Here is a 26,901-nt window from a genome sequence, read left to right as displayed (position 1 = left end):
CGGGGCCCAAGGCGCCTCCCTACCACAGTCGCCGCCGAGGGCCCCGCTCCTCCCGAAGGAGAAGCACCAGCATGACGGAGCAGCCGACCACCGCGAACCTCGACGAGGGCGAACTGGCCACCGTCTCGTACCTGCCGGGTGCGACCGCCGTCCTCGAGCAGCCGCACCCGGGCGCCGGCCCCGAGTCCGACGACTCCGCCCCCGCTTTGGGTGGCGAGACCGCGACCACCACGGTCGACCTCACGAAGACGACCGAGCCGGAGGTCCTGGAGGGCAAGGTCCTCCCGGCCGTGGCCTGGGAGCTGGGCGAGGACCCCGAGGGCGACAAGCCGTGGATCAACCCGCTGCTCCGGACGAAGGAAGGCCGTAAGGCCCGCCGGGTCTACCTGCAGCGCGTCGCCCGCCGCAAGGCCCGCCGCTGGGTGTCGCGGCAGGTCACGCCGCTGGGCATGGTGCCCGCCACGCTGCGCGGCCCGAAGCGGGTCCACCGCTGGGTGCGCGGCATCGAGGGCATGACCGCCGACGCGGCCAAGGCCCGTGCAGAGATGACGGCCGACGACGCCGCGAAGGCGGCACGGGCCGCGCGCTTCGCCATCATGAACCGGGACGTCAAGAAGAAGGCGTCGGAGAAGGCGGCGCAGGACGCCAGCATGGCCCTGGTCCAGGCGAGCGCCGCCGCCGAGACCGCGAAGAAGAAGTTCGCGCAGCGCGCCGCCGCCTCGTACCTGCCGCTGGCCGGTATCGACGTCACCGGGATCATCATGGAGGGCGTGCCCGGCCTGGCCGCCGGCCTTCTCATCAACGCCGTCGTCTTCGCCCGCGTGGGCAAGACGCCGGACCTGGCGCCCGAGGAGCTGGAGGCCCTGGAGCGCTCTGAGTCCGGTGTGCCCGAGCGCTTCGAGCTGGGCATGACCCCGCGCGCCTTCGAGAACATGCTGCAGCAGGCGCTCACCGAGGACTGCGGCGTCAAGGTGTACGCGCTGCGGGTCAAGCCGCACCCGTGGGGCTTCGAAGTCGAGGTGGTGCTCAACCGCGAGACCCCGGAGAAGCTGAACTCCAGCCTCGCCCTGCTGGAGTCGTGCCTGCCCGGCGTGCGCACGAACTCGATCCTGCTGCAGCAGTCCGCCGCCGCCCGCAACGAGTGCACCCTGCGCATCCCCGGCGAGGACCCGTGGCGGGCCGTCCCCGAGCTGCCGTACCGCAAGCCGAACTCGGTGACGACCAACGACATGCACAAGGCGCAGATCGGCGCTGACATGGGCGGACGCTCCCTCGCGCTGCCGCTCAAGCGCACGAATGCGTGCGTCGTCGGAAAGTCCCGCTCGGGTAAGTCGACCGTGCTGCGTGCCATTCTCGACGCGCTGACCAGCACCGACGACCGCATTGTCATCGGAATCGACCTCGGCTCCTACGGTTCGGGATTCGGCCCGTACCGCAAGGTGATGGACGCGGTCGCCTGCACCACGGCCGACGCCCGCCGGGTCCTGGAATGGGCGCTGGCCATCGGAATGCGCCGCCCGGCCCTGTTCGACCGCTTCGGCATGGGCCTGAACTGGGAATCCAGCCGTGAGCGGCCCGGAATCACCGTCGTCATCGACGAATTCCCCGCCCTGGTCACGGCATCGAAGCAGGAGTACATCCCCGAGCCGGAAGACGAGTTCGAGGAGAAGCCGCTCCGGCTCGACGCCCTCGTGCAGCAGCTCGCCCTCACCTCGGCGAAGTCGGACGTCACCCTCGTCGTCGCCACCCAGGCCGTCACCAGCGACCGCGTCGGCAAGAACGCCTGGCTCTCCGAGCTGCCCGTCCAGGTCATGTGCGCCTGCGATGTCGACGACATCAAGCTCATCGCCGGGGGCGGCGCGATGGCCCAGGGCTGGCGCCCCGACCGGCTGCTGCCCGCAATGGGCAACGCCATCAACGACGCCTCCGTCTGCTACGTCCTGGCGGGCGGCGACTACTGCGAGCCCATCCCCTACCGGGCCTGCATCACCGACGACGACGAGGCACTGCGCCGAGCCGAGGAGCGCGTGAAGGCCGGCCGCCCCGAGCTGGACGACGCCAGCGCCCGGTTCGTCGCGATCCGCAACGTCGGCGACCTGATCCGCGACGACATCTTCGCCCTCGACGACGAGGACCAGGAGGAGGAGTCCGCCGCCACCGGCCTGGTCCTCATGAAGCAGATCCGCGAGCTGTACCGCAACGCCGAGGTCAGCGGCATGACCGCCCCGATGCTGTTCGAGGCCCTCGCCGAGGCCGACCCCGACACCTGGACCAGCGAGCGCCTGGTCGTGCCCGGCGAGGACGGCGAAGAGGACACGACCATCACCGAGGACGAGCTGCTCGCGCACGTCTTCAAGGCGGTGCTGGAACCCCACGGCCTGTCCTGGACCAAGGACAAGATCCGCGTGAAGGGCGCCAAGGGCACCGTGCGCGGCTACGCGCTGCGCGACCTGAAGAAGATCCTCGGCGAGACCGACGAGGAGGCCGCCGAGGGCTGATCAAGCCCCCGGAACGCCCCAGGAACACGCAGGTCAGAGGGGCGGAACACCTCCGGAACCGGCCCGGAACACCGGCCCGAGCCCGGAACAAGGTTCCGCCCCCGGCCCCCAGGTTCCGCCCCTGTTCCGGCCGCCTGACCTGCACGTTCCTTGACCGTCCCGCCCCCTGTTCCGCCCGGAAGATCCATAGGAGTCCGAAATGCCGATCGAGCCGTGGCAGCCCCTCTCACCGGACAACGGATCACTGTTCCTCGCCTTCGAGCGCCGCTTCCGCTACCTCGTCGAGGACCCCGAGGCCACGTTCCGCACGGCCTGGGTGCCGACCGTCCTCGACTGCCCGATCTGCGGCGCGGACGAGGGTCTGCGCTTCGGCTACCAGACCGGTGTCGACGTGATGCTGCAGGCGCAGTGCCCGGCCGGCCACATCTGGGCAGAGCCCCGTATTCCCTTCGGCCACTGGGAGGCGTACTGCCGACTGCAGGCCGGACAGCCGGAGACCGATTGGCTGTGGCTGATCGACGCCGGATTCGGCGAGGAGCCTCCGCCGCCGATCGACTACCAGAAGGAACTCACCCAGGCCGCGAAGTACGTCGCGAAATACGCGAAGAACAAGGCCAAGGCGAAAGTCCGCAGCAAAGTCCGCAAGGCCAAGAAGACGGCGGTCAAGCAGGCCATGCGCCCCGTCGCCGCCGGAATCCGCGCCGCCTGGGCATGGCAGGCCGGAGGCGTCGAGCCCGTCAAGAAGCAGAAGAAGCAGCGCGAACCGGAGCCGCCGAAGACCCCGCCGCTCTCCGCCTACCGCAAGGCGTACGGCATGGAGGACCCGAAGAAGGGCCCCAAGTGCCTGGTCTGCGAGGACTCCGGCCGGATCACCGGCTCCGGCATCTCGATCCCGTGCACCGAATGCAAGGGCCCGGCCGCCGCGGCGATGGAGGCCGCCGAGAAGAAGGCCGCCCGGGTCCGCGAGGGCAAGGGCGCCGGCGCCACCGGCACCACGGCCGCGAAGCGCGCGGCGAAGACCACCGCCCCCGCCCCCCGCCGCGCGGTGAACACCGGCGTCCAGAACATCCAGGGCGGCCAGATCACCGGCGTCGTCCAGGTCGTCGGCGACGGCCAGCAGGTCAACGTGCGGACCGGCAAGGGCATCGGCCCCGGCCGCCCGCTCACCGCGAAGGAGGCCGCCGCCGTACGCGGCGCGGTCGACGCCGCGACCCGCGCCGTGCGCGCGGCCGGCGGATCGACCTCCGGCGTGCACATCAGCGGCGAGAACAACTCCGTCGTGCAGAACGTCACGAACGGCGACCAGACCCAGATCATCCGCGACTGACCAGGAGAAACACCATGAAGGAGTTCCTCAAGCAGGTACGCGCGGCCCTCGCCCGCGAGGACTGGCACCCGATCCGGCGGCCCAAGAAGGGCTGGGCCTGCGACACCCACGACGAGGTCACCCGGATCCTCGCCAAGGAGACCGTCCGCCAGCGCAACGAGAACCTGCCCGCGCACATGACCGGCGTGAAGAACATCGACGAGCAGCTCGGCTTCCAGCCCGGCCTGGTGGTCGCGCACGCCGAGACCCACGACATCGCGCTCTACCTCGAAGCGCTCGCCACCCACGCCCGCGGCCTCGGACAGGAGACCCTCGCCGACCGGCTCGACGACGCATGGCGGGCCACCCACGAGGCCAACTGGCAGATCGGCCAGGCCACCCACGCCACCATCCCGGGCGCCCAGATCCCGACCCCGCCCCCCTTCTGACCTGCTCCGAAGTAAAAAGGCAGACCGAGAGTCTGCGAAACGCTAGACATGCAGACCCCGAGTCTGCATCATTGAATTACCGCAAGCGAGAAAGCAAGCGGAAACGACAGCGGGAAACCGCAGAGGAGACCACCTTGAGCACCCAGAAGATGCACACCGCCGCCGCCGGTCCGGTCGAGCTGGACCTGGCCGTCTCCAACGGACAGATCAACGTGCACGTCAACCCGAAGGCCGCCCACGCCACGGTCACCGTGCACACCGCCGCCGACGAGGGCCCCGTCGCCGACGCGGTGAACGACACCAAGTTCACCGAGCACGGCAACAAGCTCACGGTCTCCGTCCCCGACGACATGGCCGGCGGCATCAGCGGCAGCGGCACCGTCGTCCAGGTCGGCGGCAACACCTTCAGCTTCGGCGGCGGCATCGTGAACACCGGCTCGATGACCGGCATGACCATCAGCGGCGGCGACATCTGGGTCGGCGGCCAGCGCATCGTCTCCAACGGCCAGGTCGTCGTGCAGCAGGGCGCCATGGTCGGCGGCCCGGCCGCCACCATCACCGTCGACGTCGTCCTGCCCACCGGCTCCTCGCTCGCGGTGAGCACGAAGAACGCCGAGACGACCGTGCGCGGCGACCTGGAGGCCATCCGCTTCGACGCCCGCAACGGCTCGCTGCAGGCGGGCGGCGTGAAGGTCCTGGAGGCCGAGACCCACAACGGCTCGGTCCTGGTCGACCGCGTCGAGGCGGAGCTGGAGGCGAGCACGCACAACGGCTCGATCACCATCGGCGCCTACAACGGCCGCCGCGGCTCCGCCCGCACCCACAACGGCGACGTCACGATCAGCGCGACCCCGGCCGCCTCCGGCCGTCTCGCCGCCCGCACGCACAACGGCAACATCCGGGTGCGCGGCGCCGGTCACCTCGACCTCAAGACGTCGACCCACAACGGCCGGGTCTGGTAGTTCCGCCCCGGGGCGACCGCCACAGTCGCCAAACTCACCGGCCGCCCCGGGCCCCTGATCCCGCTCCGAACGGCAGCGGGGGGAGCACCCATAGTCCCTCGAATCCGAGACGGAGCCAGTCATGGCCAAGCCCACCGAAGAAGCCCGCACCGCCGCCAAGGCCCGGATCACCGACCTGAAGAAGACCCGGGACCAGGCGCACGAGGACGCGGAGAAGGCGAAGGCCACAGCCGACGAGGCGATGTGGAAGGACATCGCCGCCGAGCTGGACGCGGGCAACGCGCTGCAGCTCGACGTCGTCGAGGCCACCGGCTTCAGCCGCGACCACGTCCTGCGGCGCACCAAGAAGTACCGCCAGCAGGGCTGATCAGCCCCGGCCCCCGGACTCCCCCGCCGGGGGCCGGCCCCTGCCCCACCGATCCAGAGAGAGGTTGTCCGTGAGCTACGAGAGCGCCCCCGAGACACCGCGCACCGAGGCCACGGTGCAGCCGTACCACCCCGCCCCGTACGAGACGGCGCCCCTCTACAGGATGCCCGTCGCCTTCCAGGCCGCCGACGTCGAGCTGTACGCCGAGCGCGAGCCGGTCGTCTGGGTGCCCGACGCGTACGGACAGATGGTTCCGATGCGCAAGTCCCAGGCCCCGGCCCCCATGCAGCCGATGGCGCCGCGCGACCTCACCCCGCAGCCGCTGTTCGACCCCAAGGCCCAGCGCATCGCGGCCGGCGGCGTCCTCGGCGCGGGCGTCGGCTGGGGAGCGGGCCAGATCGTCAGCGCCGCCGCCGGACTCGGCGTCGGCACTGCCGCCTTCATCTTCTTCTCCCTGCTGCTGCTCCGGCTTGGCGGTGCCGCCGCGAGCCGCACGACGATCCAGAACACCACGCACGTCACGAACAACAACCGCGGCTTCGGCCGGTCCAACACCACCGTCAACCACTGAGCGGAGACCGTGATGGCGAGCCAGAAGGCCCTCAACCCCCCGGCCGGAGAGTGCCGGCAGTGCTGGTTCCACGCGTACGCCTCGAAGGAGGCGCACAGGCACCTCAAGCCGCGCGAGGACTGCCCGGAGTGCGTCGACCACATGAACAACGGCCACGGCAACATGATCGTGGGGAGCTGACCATGCGACTGCCCTGGATGAGCCGCGCCGACCGGCGGGCCTGGAAGTCCGCGAAGACCGTCGCCGACCTCGGCGCGCTGATGGCCCAGTGGCTGGAGGGCACCATCGCCTCCTGGCCCGGCTACCAGCCCAACTACGGGCCCGACGAGGAGACCGCGCACCTGGTCCCCACCCTCGCCGCGCTCAACCGGGCCGGATTCCTCACCGTGGGCTCGCAGCCCGGCGAGAACGGCACCGGCGCGGACGGGCTGTGGTGGGAGCAGCGCGCCGCGGTCGAGGGCTTCGTCACCGACCGCGCCCTGTACTACCGGCTCCTGGACGCCGCCCGCGTCTGCGGCCTGGACGTCACCGTGCACGACCCGGCGACGAACACGGTCGGCGAGCAGATGGTCGTCACGACCCGCGACGGCGAGCCGTACACCGGATTCGGCGGCACGCTCGACTACCGCGACATGCGCACCATGTGGCCGGTCATCAGCAAGGACGCGTTCGACGACCTCGCGGGCGCGGTCTTCCTGACCATCGCCGCCCCCGAGTTCGGCCGCGACGGCGAGCGCCTGTGGGTCCTGCTCGACTTCCTCACCGGCCAGCGCCGCCAGGACGACGACGACCCGTGGGCCTCCGGCAAGCCGATCGTCTTCCTCGAGGACGAGGCCGCCGCCATCTTCGACCAGGCCCGCACCGCCGAGAACAACTGACCCCGGGAGACGACATGTTCAAGACCTCGACTCGGCGCCGGCACATCCACCTGATGCGCATGGCCCGCCACCTCATCAGCGAGTGCGAGCGCCGGCGGATCCTCAACCGGCCCGGCCCGATCAAGGCCGCGCCCGAGGACCTGATCGCCCTGGCCTTCGTCCGGCAGCTCCAGCTCGACGAGGACGAGGCCCTGCGCTACCTCGACGCCGCGCGGGTCGAGAAGGGCCTGCACCGCGAACTCGTCGAGTACCCGGCGGTCGACGACGACCAGGAGCAGGACGAGGTCGCCGCCGAGGAGGAGCCGGAGCCCGTCCAGGTCTGACCCGCGCCCGGCCGACCAGCGCAGCCCGCGACGCCCGCCCCCCGCTTTGGGTGGCATCAAGGAGCCCCGCCGAGCCGCAGCGCTCAGCGGGGCTCCGTACGTCCAAAGGGGCGCGTGACGTGCGGCAGGCGGCGGAGCGCGCCCGGCGCCGCACGGGAGGCCGCCCAGCGGCCGAGCGGGCGGTGCCGGTGAACGCGCGCTCCGCAGGGGCCCGCACCCGGGGGTGCCGGGCGCGGACGCGTCCGTCCTTTCTACCCCTCCCCCTCCGGAGGACGCCGCGAAGGCCCTTCGTCCCACTCGGGTGAGGCGCACGTCACGCCGGATGCGAGCCGAGGGAGCGGAACGGGCCGCCGGATCGCGAGAAGTTTTAGGGGCCTGACCAGCACAGACACGACTTATGCAGACTCGGAGTCTGCGAACCCCTAGACATGCAGACTCGGAGTCTGCATCATCTAATTATCGCAAGCGAGAAAGACAGCGGAAACGACAGCGGGAAACCGCGAAGGAGATCAGCACCCATGACCGCAGCAGCCGTGTTCGCCGCCGTGTTCGTCGCGCTGTTCATCGCGCACTCCGTGGGCGACCACTGGGTCCAGACCTCCCACCAGGCGGCCCACAAGGGCGAGAACGACCGCACCCCGGGCCAGTCCAGCCGGGCCGGTCGGATCGCCTGCACCCTGCACGTCATCGGACTGACGATCACGAAGGGCATCGCCCTCGCGGGCGTGGTCCTGGCCCTCGACGTCCCCGTCACGGTCACCGGCGTGGTGGCCGGCCTCGGTGTCGACGCCGCGACCCACTGGTGGGCGGACCGGCGCAGCACCCTCGCCTGGCTCGCCAAGGTCACCGGCAAGACGGAGTTCCTGTCCCTCGGCACGCCCGCCCACCCGGCGCACCCCGTGACCTCCGAGGGCGGGTACGCGCCGACCCTCGGCACCGGCGCCTACGCGCTCGACCAGAGCTTCCACCACCTGTTCCTCGGCGTCGCCGCGCTCCTGATCGCGGCGCTCTGACCAGGCCACACACCAGCAATCCAGCTAGATAATCCGCAGCTCACCCCGGAAGGACCCTAGTGGACAGCACCTCGAAGCTCCCGCTCGACGAGGAACTCGCCGCCGCCCTCGCCATCGTGAAGATCGGCCTGGACCGTGCAACCCGGCCAACGGGGTGCTAGGCGCGGTCGACGACGTCATCGGCACCATCGCTGTGTCGCTCACCGAGGTCGGCCACGAGAAGGCTGACCTGGCCGTCGAGCAGCTCGACGAGGCGAAGGCGTACGTCACCGACAAGACCGGCGAGCACATCGACCGCGCGCTCGAAGGGCTCGACCACCTCCTCACCTGCCAGGAGTGCGGCAACAAGAAGCCGGACGTGCGCGTCATGAACGACCCGTTCACCGAGGCCCTGTACCCCGAGGACGACCACGAGCGCATGGCGCTCTGCCACGACTGCGCCGTCGCCCGCTTTGAGGAGAGCTGAGCTGATGAACACCGAGACCCGCACCTGCGTGTTCTGCGCCATCGCGGCCGGGGAGGCGCCGGCCACCGTCGTACGCGAATGGGACGATGTCCTCGCGATCCGTCCGCGCGGCGGCGTCAACGACGGTCACGTCCTGGTCATCCCGCGCACCCACGTCGCCGACGCCGGTGTCGACCCGGCGGTGTCCGCCCGCACCATGGCGTGCGCCGCCGAGCTGATGGCCGAACTCCCGGACGCGAACATCATCACCTCGAAGGGCGCGGCAGCCACCCAGAGCGTCTACCACCTGCACATCCACGTGGTGCCCCGCAGCGGCGGCGACGGCCTGCCGCTGCCCTGGACGCCGCAGCAGGAGGCCGCCAAGGCGAAGGCGGAGCAGGACGCCGAGCCCGCGGACAAGGTGAACGTCGTCTACGCCCGGGAGGACATCCCCACCGGCACGCGCGCGGTCTTCCTCGCAGGGCCCACCCCGCGCGCCGGAGACGGCGTCGAGTCCTGGCGCCCGGCCGCCATCGCGGAACTCGCCGCACGGTGGACCGGCGACAAGCCGCTGACCGTGCTCACCCCCGAGTCGCGCGGCGGCAAGCGGGCCAAGCACTACGACGACCAGGTCGGCTGGGAGACCGCCGCCCGCCGGCGGGCCGACGCGATCCTGTACTGGATCCCGCGCGACCTGAAGACGCTGCCAGGATTTACCACCAACGTTGAGTTTGGGCTGGACGTCAGCACCGGCCGCGCCGTCCTCGGCGCCCCGCCGGACTGCCCCAACCCGGAGCGCAACAGGTACCTCGTCTACGTCGCGAAGATCCACGGGACTCCCGTTCGCGAGACGCTGCAGACCGCCGTCGAGGAGGCCCTGGCGATCGCCCAGCAGCCCCGGCGCCGCTGACTCCCGAAGTCCGTCCGGACTGTCGGAGCAACCCACCAAGATGGACCACGGGGCCGCCACCCGGCGGCCCCGGCACCGTTCCAGAGAGGAACCGAACCGATGACCGACTGGACCCCCACGACCCTCGTGTCCGTGGACGAGCCCGGCGACCGCTCCGGCGCCAGCGACGGCCACAGCCGCTACGGCGTCTACCTCAGCCAGCGCCTGGGGGAGTTCCACGACGAGACCCCCGGCACCCCGCTGCCGATGGAGGAGTTCGCCGCGGCGGCCTGGCGCGTGGCCACGCCGCCCGTGCTGACCGGCTACGTGCTGCTGCGCCCCGACCTTCAGGGGATCGAAGCGGTCTGGGCCGAGAACGAGGAGGGCAACGGCTCGCTCGCCTTCAAGGTCTCCGTGCCGCTGTGGTTCAGCGACCTGCCCGCCGACCGCCGGCCCCGCCACCCGTGGCAGGACTGGACGACCCGCTACGACATCGCCACCCGCGACGACAAGTACCGCCACCCCTGGGAGCCCGACCTCAAGCCCGGCCGCCCCGCCGTCCTCACCGTCTCGCACATCCTGATCTCCGCCACCGGCTGGGACCTGCCGACCCCGAAGCACACCGAGGGCCGCGGCCTGGTCGAGGAGGCCAAGCAGGTCGTCCACGAGGTCGCCCGCCGGGTCAACGAGGAGGCGGGACCGATGGTCGCGCAGCTCCTGGGCGACCGCTGAGCCAGCCCCGTCCGGCCAGCCAGAAGACACCGGCACCCCGGCCGGGTCACACTGGCAGTGCCGAGCGGAAGAGGAGGTGAAGGGAAATGAGCGTTGCGTACGACCAGCACACCGGGCCCTGGACAGTGGAGGACGTTCTCCAACTGCCCGAGGACACCCGAAACCGCATCGAGCTTGTCGGGGGTTCGCTGATGATGAGCCCGGCCCCCGGCTATCCGCACCAGCGTGTCAGTCGTCGGCTCGCGAACCTCCTGGAGGCCGCGGCCGACGCCGCCGGCGCCCCCGTCGAGGTCTTCGAGGCCGTCAACGTCATCGTCCCGGACGGACTGCTGATCCCAGACATCGCGATCGTCGACAAGGACGTCGCCGAGACTGCCGAGGCAACGACCGCCGCCCACGACGTCCTCGCAGTGGTCGAGATCGCCAGCCCCTCGACCCGGGTCACCGACCGGAAGATGAAGCCGCACCTGTACGCCGCGGCTGGCATCGCTCACTACTGGCGGGTCGAACTCGAACCCGCGCCGCGCATCTACTTCGGCGAACTGGCGGCGGGCGGTCTGTACGTCGACCAGGCCGTTGTGCAGGCCGGAGAGACCGGCCGGATCGAGCGGCCGTTCCCCTTCGAGATCAGCCCCGCAGGGCTTGCCCGGCAGTAGCTCATCCCACGCACCGACGAGACCCCCGGCAGGGTTAGTGCCGGGGGTCTCGTCGTGTCTGGAGTGTAGAGGCCGGCGCCCGCGCGCTGCCCATTCCGCCCGCGCTCCCGTCTGCATTCCGGCAAGCATTTCCGCCAGCGGAATAGCCAGCCAAAGAGGCGGCGGCCGGTCGCTGCATTGATCACCGTTGGTGACTGCCGCCCGGATTCACCGCCGCCCGGAATCCGGGCGGCCAAGGCCCCGACCGATCGACCGGAACCCCCGCCAAGGTCCAGTGAGGATTACCTCAGTGACAGGTGATCTCTTCGGATGATTGAGTGACGTGCCATAGGGCTGTCTGCTCGTTGGCCCCTCACCTGCCCTGTTCTCCACCGAATACGGTTCAAGATCAAAAGCAGGGCAAGGACCAACGCGGTTCCCCTGTCGGGGAACCACGGCATAGCCGGGCAAAGGCCACAAAGCATAAAGCGCGCGCGGCGCGCTCGTACGGGGGAGCACGGCCGTGGCCTGGGTGACGAAAATCGTGGACGACGAGCAGGTCGAGTACCGGCTCAAGCGGCAGGCCGGGTGCGCCGTCGTGATGGATGACGGAGCGAACACGGTCGTCCTCGACGACGGGGAAGACCGCGTCGTCGATTACCGTCTGCGACCCGAGGGCGGCGCCGAACTCGTCTGGATGGGCAGCGGCCTGGCCGAACTCGGACTCGTCGAGGGCGCCGTGCTCGACGAGGACGGCAAGGCCGCGGCCCGCCTCATCATGAACGGCTGCGACCCCCGCACCGGCGCCCGGCTCATCAAGGGCACCACCTCGATCCGCACCCACGAGAAGGCTCAGCTCACCCTCGCGCGAGCCGTCGAGGCGATCGTGAAGGCCGCCGAGGAGAAGGACGTCGCGCCCGCCGAACTCTTCGACGGCAAGCCCAAGCAGCTCCGCGTGTTCGAGGCGCAGCAGCGCAAGGTGACCAACGACGGGGAGAAGGCGCGGCTGCAGGTCGGCACCCTCCACAAGCTCGTGCGCGCGGCCGGCCTCTCCCTCGACGACATCTACGACGCCGAGGAACTGGCGAGCGCCTGGGAGCACCTGGGCCTGCGCGTCGATAGCCGACAGCGAGGCTGGGACGTCGTCCTCGACCTGCCGAAGTCCGACTCCGTGCTGCAGGGCCTGATGGACTTGCTCAGCGAGCAGGAGTACCGCGACATCGTCCACCAGGCCAAGGCCGACACCTTCCGGCAGATGGAGAAGTGGGTCGGCTACGCCATCAGCAGCAAGGACGGCGAGCCCGTACGCGTGGCGACCGGCGGCCTGCTCGCCTGGTCGGTCGAGCACCAAAGCGCCCGGCCGGTCCAGGCCGGAGAACCCGGCGACCCGCACCTGCACATCCACGTCACCGTCGCCAACATGGCGCTCTGCGAAGACGGGGCGTGGCGCTCGATCGGCAACCGCGGCCTCGACCTGTACCGGCACGCCTCCGCCCTCGATGCCGTGTTCAAGGCCCGCGTGCGCGCGCTGACGTACGAGCGGTTCGGCGTACGGCGCGAGCGCAACGAGCGGACCGGCGCGTGGGAGATCGTGGGCATTCCCGAGCAGGTCCGGGACGGATTCTCCCGGCGCGCGGCGCTCGTCGACGCGAAGGCCGGCGCCGACGCGTCGCTCGCGGAGAAGAAGACAGTCAGCGCCCAGACCAAGCGCGACAAGCTCGACGCGGACGCCACCGAGATGCGCGCCAGCTGGCGCACGCGCGCCGAGGAGATGGTCGACGACGTCGACGCGATGGTCGCCGAGGCCGCACCCGGCCGCCCCGGCCCGGACGGCGGCGCGGGACTCGACGGACCCGGCGGCGGCCCGCGCATCCCGCCGCCCAGCGACATCGCGGCCGTCGTGTTCGACCCCAAGACGGGGCTCACCGCGAACGACAAGCTGTTCACCCGCGCGCAGCTCCTGGCGGCCGTCGCCAACAGCCTGGAGTACGGCCTCGACGACGCGGACCGCCTGGAGACGCTGTGCGACGAGGTCCTGGCGGTCGAGGGCTACGCGGTCTACGTGCCGCCGGTGGGCTCCACCCTGATGTCGTCGAACAGCCGGTACACGACGCAGGACATCCTCGACGCCGAGGACCTGGTCATCCAGGAAGCCCTCGACCGGTTCGACTCCCGCTCGGTGCAGCTCACCGAGCACCAGGCGCAGGCCGCGCTCGGCATCTTCGAGCTGGCGGCCGGGTTCGAGTTGTCCGCCGAGCAGCGCGACGCCGTGACCCGCATCCTGACCGCCGGGCACGGCATCGACGCCCTGGTCGGCGTCGCCGGGGCGGGCAAGTCCACCTTGATGGAGGCGTGCCGGATCGCCTGGGACGCCACCGGCACCACGTACGCCGGCGCGACGCTCGCCGCGGTCGCCGCGAAGAACCTCACCGACGCGTCCGGCATCCCGGCGCGCACCGTGGCGGCCTGGCTGCAGGAGATCGAGGGCGGCAACGGACTGCGCGGCGTCGACGTCCTGGTCGTCGACGAGTCCACGATGGTCGACGACCGCGCGGCGGCCGTGCTGATGACCGAGGCCGCGCGCACCGGCACGAAGGTGGTGGCGATCGGCGACCACCTGCAGTTGCAGGCGGTCGGGCCCGGCGGCTGGTTCCGCGAGGTCCACCGGATCGTGCGGGGCCTCACGCTCACCGAGAACCGCCGCCAGGAGGACGCCGCCGAGCGCGCCGCGCTGGAGGTATGGCGCACCGGGAACCACGAACGGGCGCTGCAGATGCTCGCCGCCGACGGACGCGTGCACGCTGCCGACACCGCCGAGGACGCCCGCTCCCAGATCCTCATGGCGTGGGACGAACTGCGTCTGCAGGAGTGGACCGACCCGCACGACCTGATCGCGAACATGGTCGTGCTCGCCGCGAAGAACTCGGACGTGAACGCCCTCAACCTCGGCGCGCAGCAGATCCGCCGGGTCGCCGGCGAACTCGGCGACGAGCACACGTACGCGCTCGCGGGCGGCGACACCATCACGCTCGCCGTGGGCGACGTCGTACGGGTGCGGGAGAACGACTACCGCTCCCGCCGCGGCGAGGGCCCGGACATGCTCAACGGCTACCGGGCGGTCGTCACCGCGATGCGCCCGGACCACAGCGTCGAGATCACCTGGACGGTCAAGGACGCCGGAGCCGAGGACGGCTTCCGCTACGAGTCGGGCTGGGTGAAGGCCGACAAGGTCGCCAAAGGCGCGCTGTCGCTGGGCTACGCGATGACGATCGCGGCGAGCCAGGGCCTGACGACGAACACCTCGCTCATGTACGGGCACGGCGCGAACGCGTTCGCCACGTACCCCGGCATCACCCGGGCCCGGAAGCAGAACCACCTGTGGTTGCCGCTGGCGGTCCTCGAGGACGAGGAGACCCGCGTCCGGCTCGGCGACGCGCGCAGCGAACGGGAACTCCTGGAGAGGTCGATCGACGCGTTCGCCCGGTTCCTGCGCCAATCGCGGCCGGACAGCATGGTGTCCGACCTGCTGCGCGAGCCGCCGGCCCCGGCGCCGCTCCCGGCGCAGCGCGACCTTGCCGCCGAGGAGGCGCAGGCGGAGGCCGACCGCAGGCTTCGGCAGTCGAGGATGGCGACGGCCGCGCGGGCGAAGTCGACCACGATCCGCCGTCCCTCCCGCGTCGACCAAGCCCATGACGAGGCCCGCCGCCAGGAGGAGCCGCAGCTCACCGAGGAGCACCTGGACCGGCTGCAGCGGATGCGCGAGGAGCGCGAGGTCGAGCCGTGGACGTCGCGGGAGTACGGGAGCGCCACCGACAACGAACTGGACCGGCTGATCCAGTCGAGCCTGTACACGGCCAAGCTGCAGGACGGCGTCGCCGAAGAGACCGAGGCCCGGCTGGACAAGCTCGTCGAGCGGATCGAGCAGGCCGAGAGCGAAGACACCACGCTGGGCCAGCAGTGGGCCGGGGAGGTCGGCGAACTCCTCGACGACGCGGAGAAGCTGCTCACCACGGTGCACACCGAGCTGGACATCGAGGCCGAGCAGAAGCGGACCGCCGAGGAGCGCACCAAGTGGCTCGCCGAGATCCGCAAGACCGACGAGAAGTCGACCGTGGCTCTGTGGATGACCGGCAACACCCGCAAGGGTCGGCAGAAGCTCACCAACACCGTGACCTCCGAGCGGGCCGCGGCGTGGCAGGAGCAGAGCCGGGCGAGCGTCGCAGCCCGCGACACCCTCAAGGACGCGTGGGACCTGCTGCGCACGAGCCGATTCGCCGAGACCCTGAAGGCCAACAAGCCGGTGCCCGGCGACGTGGAGGCGGTCTCCGAGGCGTTCATCGAGATGCGCAAGGTCGCCCAGGCGCACGGGCACAGCATCGACGTCCGCAACGGTCAGCGGGTCGGCTCGCTGCAGAGGGACGTAGCCAGCCAAAGGCGGGCGGCGGAGTCGTCCCGCAGCACCGCGGCCGACGCCAGCGCCGAGAAGCAGCAGCGCAAGGTGATCGCCGAGAAGTTCCCGAAGCTGCACGAGCAGGAGACCGCGGCCCGTGTCGAGCGCGCCCGTCAGCAGCAGGCACGGGCGGCGGAGCGGGCCCGCAACAGCTACGCGGCCAACGCCGCCCGGTACGAACCGCCGGCGCCGACGCAGTCCCGGGGAGGCCCCAGCATGGGCCGGTGACGAGGTCGCACCCTAGGTCGTGCCCTGGGTCGCGGCCTAGGTCCCGTCCTGGATCGCATCCCGAGTCGCGTCCTGGGTCGCACCGCCCCACCACGCCGAGGAACCCTCTGCAGGGCCCTGACCTGGGAGACAAGGGGGTGCTCGGCGAGCCCCCGGAACGCCGACTACTTACCTGGGAGGCTCCCCGGACACGTCCGGCCCGGGTTCCGCCGGCCTCGATCGCTCGCGCCCGGCCCCGAGAGGTGACGTGGAGGCGTCACACGGCCGTCTCTGGGCCGTCTGAGTGACGCTTGGACGTCACCGCCGCCAACTGCGCGCGGGCCGACTCACGGGCCCTCCAGGCCCTCGTGCGGCACTTCCCCGAGCAGTACACGGCGTCCGACCGCCGGTTGACGCCGGGCAGGATCAGCTTCCAGCACAGAGCACAGTGGTACGGCGCCGCCGCCAACAGCTTCCCGCGGTCCTCCAGCCCCCAGGCGTACACCGCCGTGCCGATGATGAGCCCGGACTTCCGCCGGGCGCGGTACGCCGACGCCTTGCACGCGCCGTCGCAGTACTTCCGCTGCGGCGAGCCCTTCCTGGGGAGCGGCTTGCCGCAGACGATGCAGTGACGCCAGCGCCGGGCCATGTCTCCAGCGTCCACCCCAGCCGCGCCCGCCGTGAACCCCTTCCTGGGGGCACCCTGGGGTGAAGATCGGCCGGAGAATCGCTCTCACAGAACTTCGATCATCGGATCGGGCCGATTCAGCGGGCGAAGCCACGACCGGCGCCGTGCGAGCGGTACCGGGCCTCGCTCTGCGCGACGCGCAGCTCCTCCAGCCGCGCCTGCAGCTCGATGTCCTCCGGGGCGGGGCCGGTCGTGACGACGACGCGGACACGGACGTCGAGGGTGCCCGTCCGCTCGACGGCGCCGAGGAGCTTCTCCAGGACGCTCGTCAGCTCGGCGGCCGGGACAGTCGGGGCGGTCTCGTTCGGCATCTGCCTCTCCTCTGATCGGATTCGCCGAGCCTCACCGTGGCCGCGCCCCGTACGCCACGGATTCGAGGCGCGGACTCCGCACGCTCCCGCCGGGCGGGCAGGAACCTGCGCCGGCGCCCGTGACACGGGCAGTTCCGCGAAGGCGCCCCACGAGGCGCCGTACGAGGCGCCCTACGAGACCTCCTACGAGGCGCCTGCCGGGGCGCCCTACGAGGCGCCTCATCCCGACGCCGCCGACCGTGGAACCCGCAGGCCAGCGGGCTGGTCAAGGGGTGGATGCCGTGCCGACTACTTCTCTGTGACAGGGGTCTGGCGAAGTCGGACCCGTCTCCGGCGTCCGCTGCGGCCGTGGAACCCTTCGTGACACGCGCGCGCGTAGGACGGTTCCACGAAGTTCCACGAGATGTTCCTTTCGCAGGTCAGGGGCCCTGCGAGGTGCTGCGGTGGAACTCCCGGCGTGAAGGCGGGTTGCCCCTATTGATCCCGGTTTCCTGCCCCGCCGATTGAACCCGAGGTTCCACGAAGCGTGTCCAGACCTCTGTCCCCCGGCCCGGAGATCCTGCCGAGGGCGGATGACTGCACATCCAATCCACCAAGGAGGGGAAAACGGTCGATTGTCCCTCCCCGCGCCGATCCATTGGGTCGAATCCCCCAGACGGGTGAAAACAGGCACAATCCGGGGTTGCGATCCAATGGATTCCAATCCGTAGTTGCGCCTCCCCTTTTTCCCTCCCTAGGGTGTTCATCGACCGCCGGATGCCGTCCTGGCCCGGCCTATCGAGGGGACACCCATGTCATCCGACCCGGAGTCGACGCCCACCCCGGAGCAGGAGAAGCAGCTCGCCGACACGATCGCGGCCCACCCGATGCTGGACAGCGTCGGCGGCCTGGCCCGTCTCCTGGCCAAGCTCCCGCCGGAGATGGCGCTGAAGCTCGACGAGCAGGTGCGGGCCGACCCCGCCGAGCCGGACCAGGTCTACACCGTGACGCCGCGTCTGGTCGGCATGGTCTCGGGGATCGGCACCGAGGCCGCACACATGCAGCCCGGCCTGGAACTCGGCACGGTGTACGTGCCCGCCGACGGCGAGGAGGACGTCCAGGCGGCTGCGGCCGTCCGCCGTGACCTGCCGCCGTACGACACTCTCGCCCGCGCGGAGGCCCGGATCGACGACGGCAACCTGCGCGAGGGGTTCAAGGACCTGTCGGCCGTGCTGCAGAACATCGCGCTCCTCCTGGAGGAGGTCGCCCCGAAGTGGCTGGCCCACGGTGACCCGGCCGCCGAGTCCCTGCGGGTCGAGGCCGGGCGGATCGCGCACGCCGCCGGACGCGTCACCCAGCTCGCCGAGACAGTGGAGGTGCCCGAGTGACCGACCGGCTGTATCTGCGGCACTCGACGGACAAGCAGACCAATGCCCGTCAGCTTCACGCGCTCGCCGAGCTGCTGAAGGCCGGCGCCCCGAAGTACGAGGACCCGGCGACGTCGTCGCGGGTGTACGCGATCCGCCGCGCGGGGTTCCGGGGGCTACTCGACGAGGCGGCGGTCGGCGACACGGTGCGGATCGCTGACGCCGCCCGGCTGTTCCGCTCGACGAAGGACGTCATCCAGATCCGGGAGATCCTGCAGCGGCGCGGGCTGCACCTGCGGATCGCGACCGGCGCGTGGTCGGGCTTCGACCTGGCGGCGGACGACCCGCAGACGAAGCTGTTCGTGACGATGCTCGCCGGGGTCCTGGAGTTCCAGCGGGACATGATCAGCGAGAACACGAAGGAGGGCGTGGCCGCCGCCGAGGCTTCCGGCAAGACCCTCGGTCGCCCGTCCGTGCTCAGCGAGGCCGCCGTCGCCGCGGTGGTGAAGGCGTACACCGAGGAGGGCACCGCGGTGAAGGCGCTCGCCCGGGAGCACCGCGTCGACCCGAAGACAATCCGGCGGGTGCTCGATCTGGCCGGCGCCCGCGATGCCGTCGACGAGCTGGACCAGGAGGAGGCCGACCCCGGCGACGTCGAGGACCAGGAGCCGGTGGCCGATCCCGATCCGGTCGTGGCGATCGACATGCCGGGCCTGATCGGCGAGCTGCTGCGGCACAGCGCCGCCGAGGAGATCCGCGCCGTGCTGCAGAACGCTCCGCTGGTCCGCCGGGGCCAGGGCCACTCGCTCCGGGTGACCGCTCCCCTGTCGGTGCACCGGCTGATGCTCGACCAAGCCGCCGCCCCACAGGCAGGGTCGGTCACCCCGGCCCGTCGCAAGGCGCACGGCGTGTACGCGGCCCGGGTCACGGCATCGGGCCCTGCTGCCTGAGCCAGCACCGGCACCCCGTGCGCCCCGACCGTCTTCCCGGCGGCCGGGGCGCACGGGTTTCTGGACTTTCCGGACCGTCCCATCGCGCGCGCACGATGCAGCGGGAGTGCAGTGCATCGTCCTCACCGTGCATCGGGTGACGCAGCGTGACAGCGTGCGGCGCCCGTCCACTCCCCGGCCGCCGGACGATGCTCGGCGCACGAACACGGCGGGTGCGGCCCGGCAGCGGAGTCTGTCAAGGGGATTCGTCGCGAGATTCGATGCTGGTCAAGGGTTGCTTTTCCGCTGGGCAAGGGGTCGGTGCATTGAGTGCATCGCCCTGGTCAAGGGGTCTGCATCCGGTGCACGGCCACCGCACCGCTCACTCTCCGTGGCTACATCGGGGGTCGCGATGCCCGGCATCGTCCGCAGCGGTGCGGTCGGCGGGAGTGCCCGGCATCGTCGGTGCGCCCGCTCTGTGCATCGGTGCGGCCCGTGACGCGTGCGCGCGTAGGGACCGCTCGAAACCGCCCAGAACCTCGGGTGGGCCGGGGTCTGCCCGGCTACTTCGGGAGGCGTACGCCCTTCCAGCCGTGTCCGAGTCCGCGGCGCCGGCCTCCCCGGGCAGCGGGCACCGTGGCGGCCGGGGGCTCGTCGTCCTCGCCCTGGAGGTGTCGGCGCAGTGCGGCGGTCGCGGTGGGGACGGCGGCGAGGATGCGGGCCGCGTCGGGGCTGATCTGTCCGAGGGCCTCCGTCAGGGCCTCGATCGCGGCGACGGCATCCTCGACGGCGGCCGGGCTCCAGGCGTCGGGGGTGACCGCGTCAGCGAGGTTGCACGCCGCCTCCGCTGCCTGATCGGCTCGCTCCTCGACGCCCGGCGCCGCCTTGCCCACGTTCATGCCCATCCAACGACTTCGCGTCCGTGCCGGTGCTCGCGGTCGCGGGCTCCGGGATCACAGGTATCGCGCTGAGACCCGTCGCCGCATCTATGACCTGCACGAAGGGGCCATTCGTGGAACTCGTGAGACCGTCCTACGCGCGCGCGTCGTGGGTCGTCTCGGCGGCGGCCTGGTCTTCGACGCCGCGACGGTAGAGGGCCGGGCGCGTCAGGGTGCGCGGCATGACGTACAAGACGAAGTCCGCCACCGTGTCCCCCGTCGAGCCGCCGACCGCGGCCGAGTTGTTCGCCGCGCTGGTCGAGGAGTGGGTGCGGTGGGCGGAGGCGTACGGCGCCGAGTTGGAGCGGGAGCTGCAGGACGCACAGAAGCGCCAGCATTCCGGCTTGCGGTAATGCTGGCGCTTCGGTCAGCCACCCAAAGCGGGGCGGGCTGGTCAGGGGGTGCGGTGGGCGCCCGTCAGGCGGCCCGGCGGCGGGTGCGCGTCGAGGTGAGATCCGGCTCGCCGTGGCCGTCGGCGAGCCAGTGCGCGTTCTCCCAGACCGGCTCGGTGCCGGCCGCGATGCGGTGCAGGAGCGCGGTCATCGCCGCGGCGTCGGCGGCGGCCTGGGTGGTCTGCTCCCAGGCGAGCCGCGTGCCGGTCTCCCAGTCCCACGGCTCGCTCGCCATCGAGGAGAACTCATCCCGGGTCCAGGCGTACCACTGGCGCCACAGCCGGGTGACGTAGTCGGCCTTGTCGACACTCTCGCGGTGCGGGCGCAGCCAGGTGTGCAGGCCGTCGCGGTCGCTGTGGACGTGCTGGCCGGGCGGCGTGACGAGGATGGACGGGTAGCGGCTGGCCGGACCGCGGTCGGTCTCGTGGACGATCCGGCGCCCGTCGAGGAGCGTGTCGAGCCGGTCGAGCAGGGCCTGCCGCTCGTCGCTGCCGTACGCGGCGGCCTCCCCCTCGTGCAGCAGCTCCTGGTCGTGGACGCGGACGGCGGCGACCGTCTGCGGCGGGGACTGGTCGTCGGGGCCGGCCGCGACGACCAGGAGCACGGCGCCCTGGTCCTCGACGAGTTCGCGGGCGAACCGGCGGGCCTTGGCGTGGTCGGCGTACACCGACGCCGCGTACGAGCACGGTTCGCACCACCGGCCGCGGCCCAGCGGGTAGTCCCGGCGGACGTGGCAGCGCCGGCACTCGTACTGCAGCTCGCGCGCGCGGTCGAGGACAGCGCGCTGCGCGGGCGAGCAGGTCCGCTTGGGCACCGCCTTGTCGTCCTCGTACAGCGGCGCGTAGCAGTTGCCGTGGTAGAGCACCTGGCCCACGGGGGCGGAACCCGGCTTGAGGCCCTGGCCGCCGAGCTGGGTCTTGGTGGACAGGCCCTCCGGCACGGCACCCCACCAGGTGTAGCGGGTGACGTCGGGGAGCGCGGGAACGTACGACACTGCGGCCTCCTTGGCGCGGCTTGCTTAGCTCGAAGATAAGGGCACGTATGGACTCCTGCAACAACCCAAAAACACGGGTTGACCTGCGCGTTTAAGGGCGGGAAATCTAGCTAGTTTGAACGCTTTTTCGCTTGCGAGAATGCTAGCGAGAATGGCAGCGGGAAGGAATGCCGCCCGCGTGCGGGAACGCTGTCCCGGGTACGTCCCGGAGGGCGGGATATCTAGCTAGACTCCGCGCCATGTCACACATGCCCTTCGTGATCGCGCTGGAGGAAGCGGACCTCGTCGCCTTGAACGAGGTGGTCAAGAGCGGCATAGACGCCGAGACGAAGTGGCTGGAGAAGCAGCGCGAGGACCTGGGCCTGAAGTTCCTGCGGGGCAAGGCGGCCCGGGAGGTCCGCAAGCTGATCCGCACGGAGTTCGCCGCGATGCGCGCGAAGGGCAAGTTGGCCGGCACCAAGGAGCTGGTCGTCGCGAAGGCGGTCCGCGGGGAACTCAAGCGCCGGAAGATGAACGGCGCGTACGAGCCGGTGCCCGCCGACGAGATGCGCGCGCCGGGCAGGCCGGTGGGGACCGGACCCCGCCACTACGGCCACAGCCGGTTCGACAAGACGATCCTGACCCACCGGATGTACGTGAAGCTCCCGGCCGACCTCGGCGAGCAGCTCGTACGCGCCTGCTACTGGACGTCGGAGCCCGCGGTGAAGGCCCTCATCGAGTGGCAGGACCTGTGGGGTGACGGGCCCGAGGTCATCATGCGCGAGGCCGAGCGTCGGGGCGCCGTCACCGTGCTCGACATGTTCTGTGCCGCCTTCGCACCCCGCCCGAGCGCCGACGCGATACTGGAGAAGGCCACTCTGCAGGAGCAGGTCGTGACGACCGGCGACGTCGTCCGCGGCGCCGTCAAGCGCGCCATCCGCTGATCACCGCCCTTTCTGCTTTGGCATTCACCTGGGAAATTGCGGGCTATCAAGCTAGATATGATCGGGCCGTCTACCAGCGGCAATGCTGACTTTTCCGCTTGCGGTATCACTGGCCGCAATGCGTGCGGGTCGGCTTGCGCTTATGGAGGCGGGTTCGCCACGCTCGTCTTCTTACCCGATGGCGTGGAAGGGAGGCCCGGATGGCGGTCGATGGAGTCGACTGTGTCGCTGAGGTCAGCGAGAAGGGCGGGGTCGGCAAGACCTCGGTGACGGCCGGGCTGATCGCGGTCGCCGCCGAGCTGGGGCTGAAGGTCGGCGGCGTCGACCTCGATCCGCGGGGCACGCTCACCGACGAGCTGGGCGTCGACGAGCCGGAGAAGACGGTCAACGACCTGTACTACGTGGATGAGAAGAAGCCGCCGGTCGATCCGATGACCATCGCCCCCAAGGTCATCACCCGCGCCGGCCGCAGGTGGCCCTCGAACGTGTTCGTCCTGCCCGCCGACCGCTCGCTCGGCAACCGCGAGAAGGACGGCACGAGCGGCATGGAGTACCGGCTCAAGCGCGCGCTGTCCGCCCTGCGGGACGACATCGACGTGTTCTTCATCGACGCGCCGCCCCGCGCGGGCGGGCACATCGTGGGCTCGGCTCTGATCGCCGCACGCAAGGCCCTCATCCCCGCGACCCTGAGCGCCGACGGCTGGTCGGGAGCCAACCAGGCCCTGATCACCATCAGCCACCAGAACTCGCCGGGCTGCCCGAACGAAGAACTGGAAGTCGCCGGGATCGTCCGGAGCATCGTGCCGCGCGAGACCGAGATCCGCGAGATCCACCGCCTGTGGGACAAGCGTCTCGCCGACGATTTCGGCGACCTGATCCTGCCGACCGTCATCACGAACTACGCGGTGCGCGAGACCGCCCGGACCGCGCGCGCCCCGATCACCAGCGCTCCCGGCCGCGAGGCCAAGACGCTCGTCGGCGCGTACCGCGACGTTCTCTTCCACACCCTGCCGCACCTGAAGGAGGCCCGAGGCTGATGGGTACGTTCCTCGACGAGGCCAAAGCCGCCCAGGACGAGAAGCGGGAGAAGGACCCCGCCGACCTCTCCGGCTCCAAGGACCCCTGGGCCACAGACAGCGCAGGTGGCGGCGGGTCTGATGCCAGCGATTCGGCAAGCGGGAATGCTGGCGACTCCGCTGACGAGAAGGAGCACCAGGAGCCGGAGCCCCCGAAGGCCAAGGCCGCTCCGACCCGGACGCCGGCGCTTCGCCGGGGTCGTCCGCAGGGTCCTGCCCGCAAGGCCGTCACCGCCCGGATCCTCGCCAAGAACAACCGGATGCTCACCAAGGCCGTGGAGGTCACGGGGAAGATCCCGCAGACCATCTTCGACGAGGCCCTGGAGGCGTACTTCCGGCGCCACAAGATCGAGGACCCGGGCGAGCCGCCCGCCGCCGAGGGCTCCGACGCGGCATGAGCGAGCCTGCCGTCCTCACCGTGTCCGTGCCGGTCCTGCTCGACTGGGAGCAGCACCGGCCGGGCGGGTGCCGCTGCCTGTGCGCGATCTTCCACCGTGCTCCCGGGGCCGGCGGATGCACCGCAGCCGCCGAGCCCGCGCACCTGATCCAGGTCGAGACGCCCGACGAGACCAGCGGCCCGCGGCCGGTCTGCTCGCCCTGCTACACCGCGCTCGCCGCGCCGCGCCCCGACCCGGCCCGCCGCAACGAGCCGCCCTGGTGACCTCACCGGCGCCCCACTGACATTGCCGCCCGCGTTCCCGCTGCCTTTCCCGCCAGCGAGAACGCGGGCGTCTTCGTTTCACAGACACGCCATATATAGGGCTGTGGCCTGGGGAAATGCGGGAAAACTAGCTAGATATTACGTGATGTTGTCGGGGCCCCCGGCGGCGACTGTGGAGGCGCCGGGGGCCCTGGTCCGTCTCCCGGGCCCACGGGGGGAGGCGCCGGGCGACGGGGTTCAGGTGGGCACGACCGTCGTGTCGACGGCGGCGAGTGCCTCGCGCAGTTCGGCGGGGCGGATGGCCACGGGGACGCTGCCGAGGCTGGGCTGGTCGTTGGCGTCGACCCAGCGATGGCGGGGGCCGGCCGCCTTCGGACGGCTGAGCCAGGCCGCGGCGAGGGAGCCGTCGCCGCCGGGCTGGGGGACCAGGAGCCAGTGTCCCTGCGAGAGGACGCGTACGCCCTGGGTGTCATCCCAGGCGAGCGCGGTGCCGCTCGCGACGAGGACGATCAGCTCCTGGCGGATGTGGTCGGCGAGAACGGAGTACCCGTCCTCGACCGGCAGGCCGAGATGGTCGAGGGCGGCGAGGCCGCGCTGCAGCGGCGCGATGACGACGGCGTCCCGGCCGCCGCCGCACTGCACGAGCCGGGTCGACCCGGCACCGGCGGCGCGCAGCTCCTCGAAGGTGCGGATGCCGGGGTCGAGCAGGCCGCCCCACGTTGGGGTGAGTGGCTTCTTGGACTTGGCCATACTGGGACGGTAGATGCGGTAGACCGAAGGCAGGCCACAGGATTCCTGTGGGTTGTGGCTCCGGTCGGAGATTCCCATGAACAGCTTCCAGTTCGGCAGGCGCGTCGCGTACTGGCGTGGGCGCCGGCGGATGACTCAGGCTCACTTCGCCTCCCTGATGGGCAAGTCGCTGAGGTGGGTCGAGGATCTGGAGGCCGGGCGCGTTCAGCGCGATCCGCAGTTGTCGGTGATGCTGCTCGCCGCCTCGAAGCTGGGCATCACGCTGGAGCGGCTCCTCGACGACCAGGCCGTGGCGTGCGCGGGGCAGAGCGAACTCGACGCGGTGCGCACCGCGTTGCACCGACACGACGTGATCACCGGCATGTGCGGCGGCGCCGACGACGAGCCCGTGCCGATCGCGCTCCTCGACCGCGCGCTCGTACACGCCCGCAGCGGTTTCCAGGCCGGGCACTTCGCGCAGCTCGGCGCGTCGATCCCCGAGCTGCTCGTCGACGCGTCGCAGGCCGCCCGCCACCACAGCGGCGACGAGCAACTGCAGGCGTTCCGGCTGCTGTCGCTGTCGCTGGAGCTGACCGAGGCCGCGCTGATCAAGTGGGGGGACACCGAGACCGCGGTGTTGGCCGGCCACCGGGCGGTCGCCGCCGCCGAGCGGTCGGAGGACCCCGTCATCAAGGCGTCCGCCGCGCGGCACCTGGCGGACGCGATGACCAATCACGGCCAAGCCTCCGACGCCGTCGCGTTCGTCACCGCCGCCGCCGACCGCCTCCAAGGCGAGCTGCGCCGACGCGGGCCGGACGGGTTGAGCGTGCTCGGGATGCTCTACCTCAAGGCTGCGATGGCCCAGGCCGCCGCCGCCGAGGCGGACGACCTCAACAGCGAGGCCCTCGCCCGGCGCGTGCCCGACCACCTCGACGAGGCCGCCGAGCACGCCCGGAACCTGGGCCACGACGACAACCGGCTGTGGACGTCGTTCGGCCCGACCAACGTCGCCTTGTACAGGGTCGCGGCTCACGTACAGCTCAGCGAGGGGGCCGACGCGGTCGCGGTCGCCACCGGCATCCCGGCGCCGGCGCTCTCCTCGCTTCCGCCGGAGCGCCGGGCCCATCTGCTCGCCGACCGCGCGATCGGCGAGAAGCAGGCCGGGCTCACCACCGACGCCGTCGACACGCTCCTCGAGGCGGAGCGCCTGGCGCCGGAGGAGGTGCAGTGCCGTCCGCGCACCCGCGCCCTGGTCGAGGACCTGCGGCTCCTGGGGACCGGCAGCGCCGAGGGACGCTTGCGAGCCCTTGCTGATCGCTGTGGACTGCCCGGGTGACCAAGACCCTTTACGTGATCGCCTGCGCCGCACCGCCCGCCCGCCGTCTGCACATCCCCATCTCCGCTGCCCAGAAGGCGGGTTGGAACGTGTGCGCGATCCTCACCCCGTCCGCGTACCGGTGGGCGAGCGAGGACACCGAGCGCGGCGTCCAGGACCTGGAGGAGCTGACCGGCCATCCGGTGCGCTGGCAGTACAAACTCCCCAGCCAGCCCGACGTCCTGCCGACCGCCGACGCGATGCTCGTCGCGCCGCTCACCAGCAACACGGCCGTGAAGTGGGCGGCCGGGATCTCCGACACCCTCGCGCTCGGGTTGGTGACCGAGGCGATCGGGATGGGCACGCCGCTGGTTGCGCTCCCCCACTGGAACGACGCTCAGGGCCGCCACCCGGCGGTCGGCCGCAGCGTCCAGGAGCTGCGCGATGCTGGGGTGAGGGTGCTGCTTGGCGAGCCCGGGTTCGTTCCCCACCAGCCTCGGCGCGGCAATCTCGACGCGTATCCGTGGGATGCCGCTCTGGCGGCTCTGCCCGCCTGAGCCCTGCCCGTCCGGCCCCATCCGCCCCTCAGGGGCCCTGAGCCGCCCTCTGACGCCACGGAGGGCGGCTCAGCGGTTCACCGGACCCTCCCGCGCCCCTCAGAGCCCCACAGGCCCCGTCCAGCCTCCCCGCCGCGCTTCAACCGAAAGAGCCACCCAAAGGCGGGCGACGATCCGGGGTCCGCCGGCACGTACCCGGCTCACCCTGAGACCCGGACTTTGGTTGCCTAGCGCAACTAGAGTGCAGGGTTGTGATGGGTTTTCCGAAACTCTCCATGCACGCACCCATGGGGGATTATCGGGAAACCCATCACAAC

29 protein-coding genes are annotated in these 26,901 nt (G+C 71.2%); 25 read left to right on the top strand and 4 right to left on the bottom strand.

Annotated elements, in window-relative coordinates:
• Positions 1 to 71 precede the first annotated feature (71 nt).
• The 16 genes from ACY34M_RS41395 to ACY34M_RS41320 all read left to right on the top strand — a co-directional run bounded on the left by ACY34M_RS41395 (position 72) and on the right by ACY34M_RS41320 (position 16,357).
• On the top strand, positions 72 to 2,498 hold the full coding sequence (locus ACY34M_RS41395) for a hypothetical protein (RefSeq protein ID WP_462723861.1): 2,427 nt from the start codon (positions 72 to 74) through the stop codon (positions 2,496 to 2,498).
• A 199-nt stretch (positions 2,499 to 2,697) separates the two neighbouring features.
• The gene (locus tag ACY34M_RS41390; protein ID WP_462723860.1) at positions 2,698 to 3,825 is read left to right on the top strand and encodes a hypothetical protein; all 1,128 of its coding nucleotides are present in this window, start codon (positions 2,698 to 2,700) and stop codon (positions 3,823 to 3,825) included.
• 14 nt (positions 3,826 to 3,839) lie between these two features.
• Positions 3,840 to 4,253 (top strand): hypothetical protein, encoded by a 414-nt coding sequence (locus ACY34M_RS41385; protein ID WP_462723859.1) that lies wholly within the window; start codon positions 3,840 to 3,842, stop codon positions 4,251 to 4,253.
• Between the two features lie 134 nt (positions 4,254 to 4,387).
• On the top strand, positions 4,388 to 5,215 hold the full coding sequence (locus tag ACY34M_RS41380) for a DUF4097 family beta strand repeat-containing protein (RefSeq protein WP_462723858.1): 828 nt from the start codon (positions 4,388 to 4,390) through the stop codon (positions 5,213 to 5,215).
• A 121-nt stretch (positions 5,216 to 5,336) separates the two neighbouring features.
• Positions 5,337 to 5,582, top strand: a complete 246-nt coding sequence (locus ACY34M_RS41375) for a hypothetical protein (protein WP_462723857.1) — start codon at positions 5,337 to 5,339, stop codon at positions 5,580 to 5,582.
• Between the two features lie 70 nt (positions 5,583 to 5,652).
• Complete coding sequence (locus ACY34M_RS41370; RefSeq protein ID WP_462723856.1) at positions 5,653 to 6,153, top strand: hypothetical protein; 501 nt, start codon at positions 5,653 to 5,655, stop codon at positions 6,151 to 6,153.
• A gap of 12 nt (positions 6,154 to 6,165) precedes the next feature.
• Positions 6,166 to 6,333, top strand: a complete 168-nt coding sequence (locus ACY34M_RS41365) for a pRL2-8 (RefSeq protein WP_462723855.1) — start codon at positions 6,166 to 6,168, stop codon at positions 6,331 to 6,333.
• A 2-nt stretch (positions 6,334 to 6,335) separates the two neighbouring features.
• On the top strand, positions 6,336 to 7,031 hold the full coding sequence (locus tag ACY34M_RS41360) for a DUF6919 domain-containing protein (protein ID WP_462723854.1): 696 nt from the start codon (positions 6,336 to 6,338) through the stop codon (positions 7,029 to 7,031).
• Positions 7,032 to 7,045: 14 nt separating this feature from the next.
• The gene (locus ACY34M_RS41355; RefSeq protein ID WP_462723853.1) at positions 7,046 to 7,354 is read left to right on the top strand and encodes a hypothetical protein; all 309 of its coding nucleotides are present in this window, start codon (positions 7,046 to 7,048) and stop codon (positions 7,352 to 7,354) included.
• A 518-nt stretch (positions 7,355 to 7,872) separates the two neighbouring features.
• Entirely contained in the window at positions 7,873 to 8,367 is a 495-nt protein-coding gene (locus ACY34M_RS41350; RefSeq protein ID WP_462723852.1) for a transcriptional regulator, read from the top strand.
• 154 nt (positions 8,368 to 8,521) lie between these two features.
• Positions 8,522 to 8,833 (top strand): hypothetical protein, encoded by a 312-nt coding sequence (locus tag ACY34M_RS41345; protein ID WP_462723851.1) that lies wholly within the window; start codon positions 8,522 to 8,524, stop codon positions 8,831 to 8,833.
• 4 nt (positions 8,834 to 8,837) lie between these two features.
• Positions 8,838 to 9,722, top strand: a complete 885-nt coding sequence (locus ACY34M_RS41340; RefSeq protein WP_462723850.1) for an HIT domain-containing protein — start codon at positions 8,838 to 8,840, stop codon at positions 9,720 to 9,722.
• 99 nt (positions 9,723 to 9,821) lie between these two features.
• Positions 9,822 to 10,433, top strand: coding sequence for a hypothetical protein (locus tag ACY34M_RS41335; RefSeq protein ID WP_462723849.1), 612 nt, complete (start codon positions 9,822 to 9,824; stop codon positions 10,431 to 10,433).
• An 86-nt stretch (positions 10,434 to 10,519) separates the two neighbouring features.
• Positions 10,520 to 11,089 (top strand): Uma2 family endonuclease, encoded by a 570-nt coding sequence (locus ACY34M_RS41330; protein ID WP_462723848.1) that lies wholly within the window; start codon positions 10,520 to 10,522, stop codon positions 11,087 to 11,089.
• A 502-nt stretch (positions 11,090 to 11,591) separates the two neighbouring features.
• The gene (mobF, locus tag ACY34M_RS41325) at positions 11,592 to 15,746 is read left to right on the top strand and encodes a MobF family relaxase (protein WP_462723847.1); all 4,155 of its coding nucleotides are present in this window, start codon (positions 11,592 to 11,594) and stop codon (positions 15,744 to 15,746) included.
• A gap of 290 nt (positions 15,747 to 16,036) precedes the next feature.
• The gene (locus ACY34M_RS41320; RefSeq protein ID WP_462723846.1) at positions 16,037 to 16,357 is read left to right on the top strand and encodes a hypothetical protein; all 321 of its coding nucleotides are present in this window, start codon (positions 16,037 to 16,039) and stop codon (positions 16,355 to 16,357) included.
• A 133-nt stretch (positions 16,358 to 16,490) separates the two neighbouring features.
• Here ACY34M_RS41320 and ACY34M_RS41315 read toward each other — a convergent pair whose 3' ends face one another.
• Positions 16,491 to 16,724 carry a hypothetical protein gene (locus tag ACY34M_RS41315; protein WP_462723845.1) on the bottom strand — a complete coding sequence of 78 codons (234 nt, stop codon included), beginning with the start codon at positions 16,722 to 16,724 and terminating at the stop codon, positions 16,491 to 16,493.
• Between the two features lie 791 nt (positions 16,725 to 17,515).
• Between ACY34M_RS41315 and ACY34M_RS41310 the strand changes: the two genes are divergently transcribed.
• Both ACY34M_RS41310 and ACY34M_RS41305 read left to right on the top strand, forming a co-directional pair.
• Positions 17,516 to 18,091, top strand: coding sequence for a hypothetical protein (locus ACY34M_RS41310; RefSeq protein WP_462723844.1), 576 nt, complete (start codon positions 17,516 to 17,518; stop codon positions 18,089 to 18,091).
• On the top strand, positions 18,088 to 19,020 hold the full coding sequence (locus tag ACY34M_RS41305) for a recombinase family protein (RefSeq protein WP_462724139.1): 933 nt from the start codon (positions 18,088 to 18,090) through the stop codon (positions 19,018 to 19,020). Before ACY34M_RS41310 ends, ACY34M_RS41305 begins: the two co-directional genes overlap by 4 nt.
• Positions 19,021 to 19,562: 542 nt before the next feature.
• Here ACY34M_RS41305 and ACY34M_RS41300 read toward each other — a convergent pair.
• Entirely contained in the window at positions 19,563 to 19,904 is a 342-nt protein-coding gene (locus ACY34M_RS41300) for a hypothetical protein (RefSeq protein ID WP_462723880.1), read from the bottom strand.
• Positions 19,905 to 20,119: 215 nt separating this feature from the next.
• Here ACY34M_RS41300 and ACY34M_RS41295 point away from each other — a divergent pair, with 215 nt between their 5' ends.
• The gene (locus ACY34M_RS41295; RefSeq protein ID WP_462723879.1) at positions 20,120 to 20,290 is read left to right on the top strand and encodes a hypothetical protein; all 171 of its coding nucleotides are present in this window, start codon (positions 20,120 to 20,122) and stop codon (positions 20,288 to 20,290) included.
• Between the two features lie 64 nt (positions 20,291 to 20,354).
• On the opposite strand, the gene ACY34M_RS41290 is transcribed toward ACY34M_RS41295, so the two are convergent.
• Positions 20,355 to 21,323: a hypothetical protein gene (locus ACY34M_RS41290; protein ID WP_462723878.1), complete on the bottom strand. Its 969-nt coding sequence runs from the start codon at positions 21,321 to 21,323 to the stop codon at positions 20,355 to 20,357.
• A gap of 239 nt (positions 21,324 to 21,562) precedes the next feature.
• Here ACY34M_RS41290 and ACY34M_RS41285 point away from each other — a divergent pair, with 239 nt between their 5' ends.
• The 4 genes from ACY34M_RS41285 (at position 21,563) to ACY34M_RS41270 (ending at position 23,983) form a co-directional block, all read left to right on the top strand.
• Positions 21,563 to 22,246 (top strand): hypothetical protein, encoded by a 684-nt coding sequence (locus ACY34M_RS41285; RefSeq protein WP_462723877.1) that lies wholly within the window; start codon positions 21,563 to 21,565, stop codon positions 22,244 to 22,246.
• A 200-nt stretch (positions 22,247 to 22,446) separates the two neighbouring features.
• Entirely contained in the window at positions 22,447 to 23,283 is an 837-nt protein-coding gene (locus tag ACY34M_RS41280; protein ID WP_462723876.1) for a ParA family protein, read from the top strand.
• Positions 23,283 to 23,720, top strand: a complete 438-nt coding sequence (locus tag ACY34M_RS41275) for a hypothetical protein (protein ID WP_462723875.1) — start codon at positions 23,283 to 23,285, stop codon at positions 23,718 to 23,720. Before ACY34M_RS41280 ends, ACY34M_RS41275 begins: the two co-directional genes overlap by 1 nt.
• Positions 23,717 to 23,983 carry a DUF6372 family protein gene (locus tag ACY34M_RS41270; protein WP_462723874.1) on the top strand — a complete coding sequence of 89 codons (267 nt, stop codon included), beginning with the start codon at positions 23,717 to 23,719 and terminating at the stop codon, positions 23,981 to 23,983. The genes ACY34M_RS41275 and ACY34M_RS41270 overlap by 4 nt, the downstream gene beginning before the upstream one ends.
• Before the next feature lie 237 nt (positions 23,984 to 24,220).
• Here ACY34M_RS41270 and ACY34M_RS41265 read toward each other — a convergent pair whose 3' ends face one another.
• Positions 24,221 to 24,733 carry a hypothetical protein gene (locus ACY34M_RS41265; protein ID WP_462723873.1) on the bottom strand — a complete coding sequence of 171 codons (513 nt, stop codon included), beginning with the start codon at positions 24,731 to 24,733 and terminating at the stop codon, positions 24,221 to 24,223.
• Positions 24,734 to 24,809: 76 nt separating this feature from the next.
• Between ACY34M_RS41265 and ACY34M_RS41260 the strand changes: the two genes are divergently transcribed.
• Both ACY34M_RS41260 and ACY34M_RS41255 read left to right on the top strand, forming a co-directional pair.
• On the top strand, positions 24,810 to 26,048 hold the full coding sequence (locus ACY34M_RS41260) for a helix-turn-helix transcriptional regulator (protein WP_462723872.1): 1,239 nt from the start codon (positions 24,810 to 24,812) through the stop codon (positions 26,046 to 26,048).
• Positions 26,045 to 26,584 carry a flavoprotein gene (locus ACY34M_RS41255; RefSeq protein WP_462723871.1) on the top strand — a complete coding sequence of 180 codons (540 nt, stop codon included), beginning with the start codon at positions 26,045 to 26,047 and terminating at the stop codon, positions 26,582 to 26,584. The genes ACY34M_RS41260 and ACY34M_RS41255 overlap by 4 nt, the downstream gene beginning before the upstream one ends.
• Positions 26,585 to 26,901: the final 317 nt, after the last annotated feature.

The sequence above is a fragment of the Streptomyces sp. EDA2-14 genome (genome assembly GCF_054963755.1).
The sequence above is the reverse complement of the archived record's forward strand: the minus strand, read 5'-3'. Positions and strand labels throughout refer to the sequence as shown.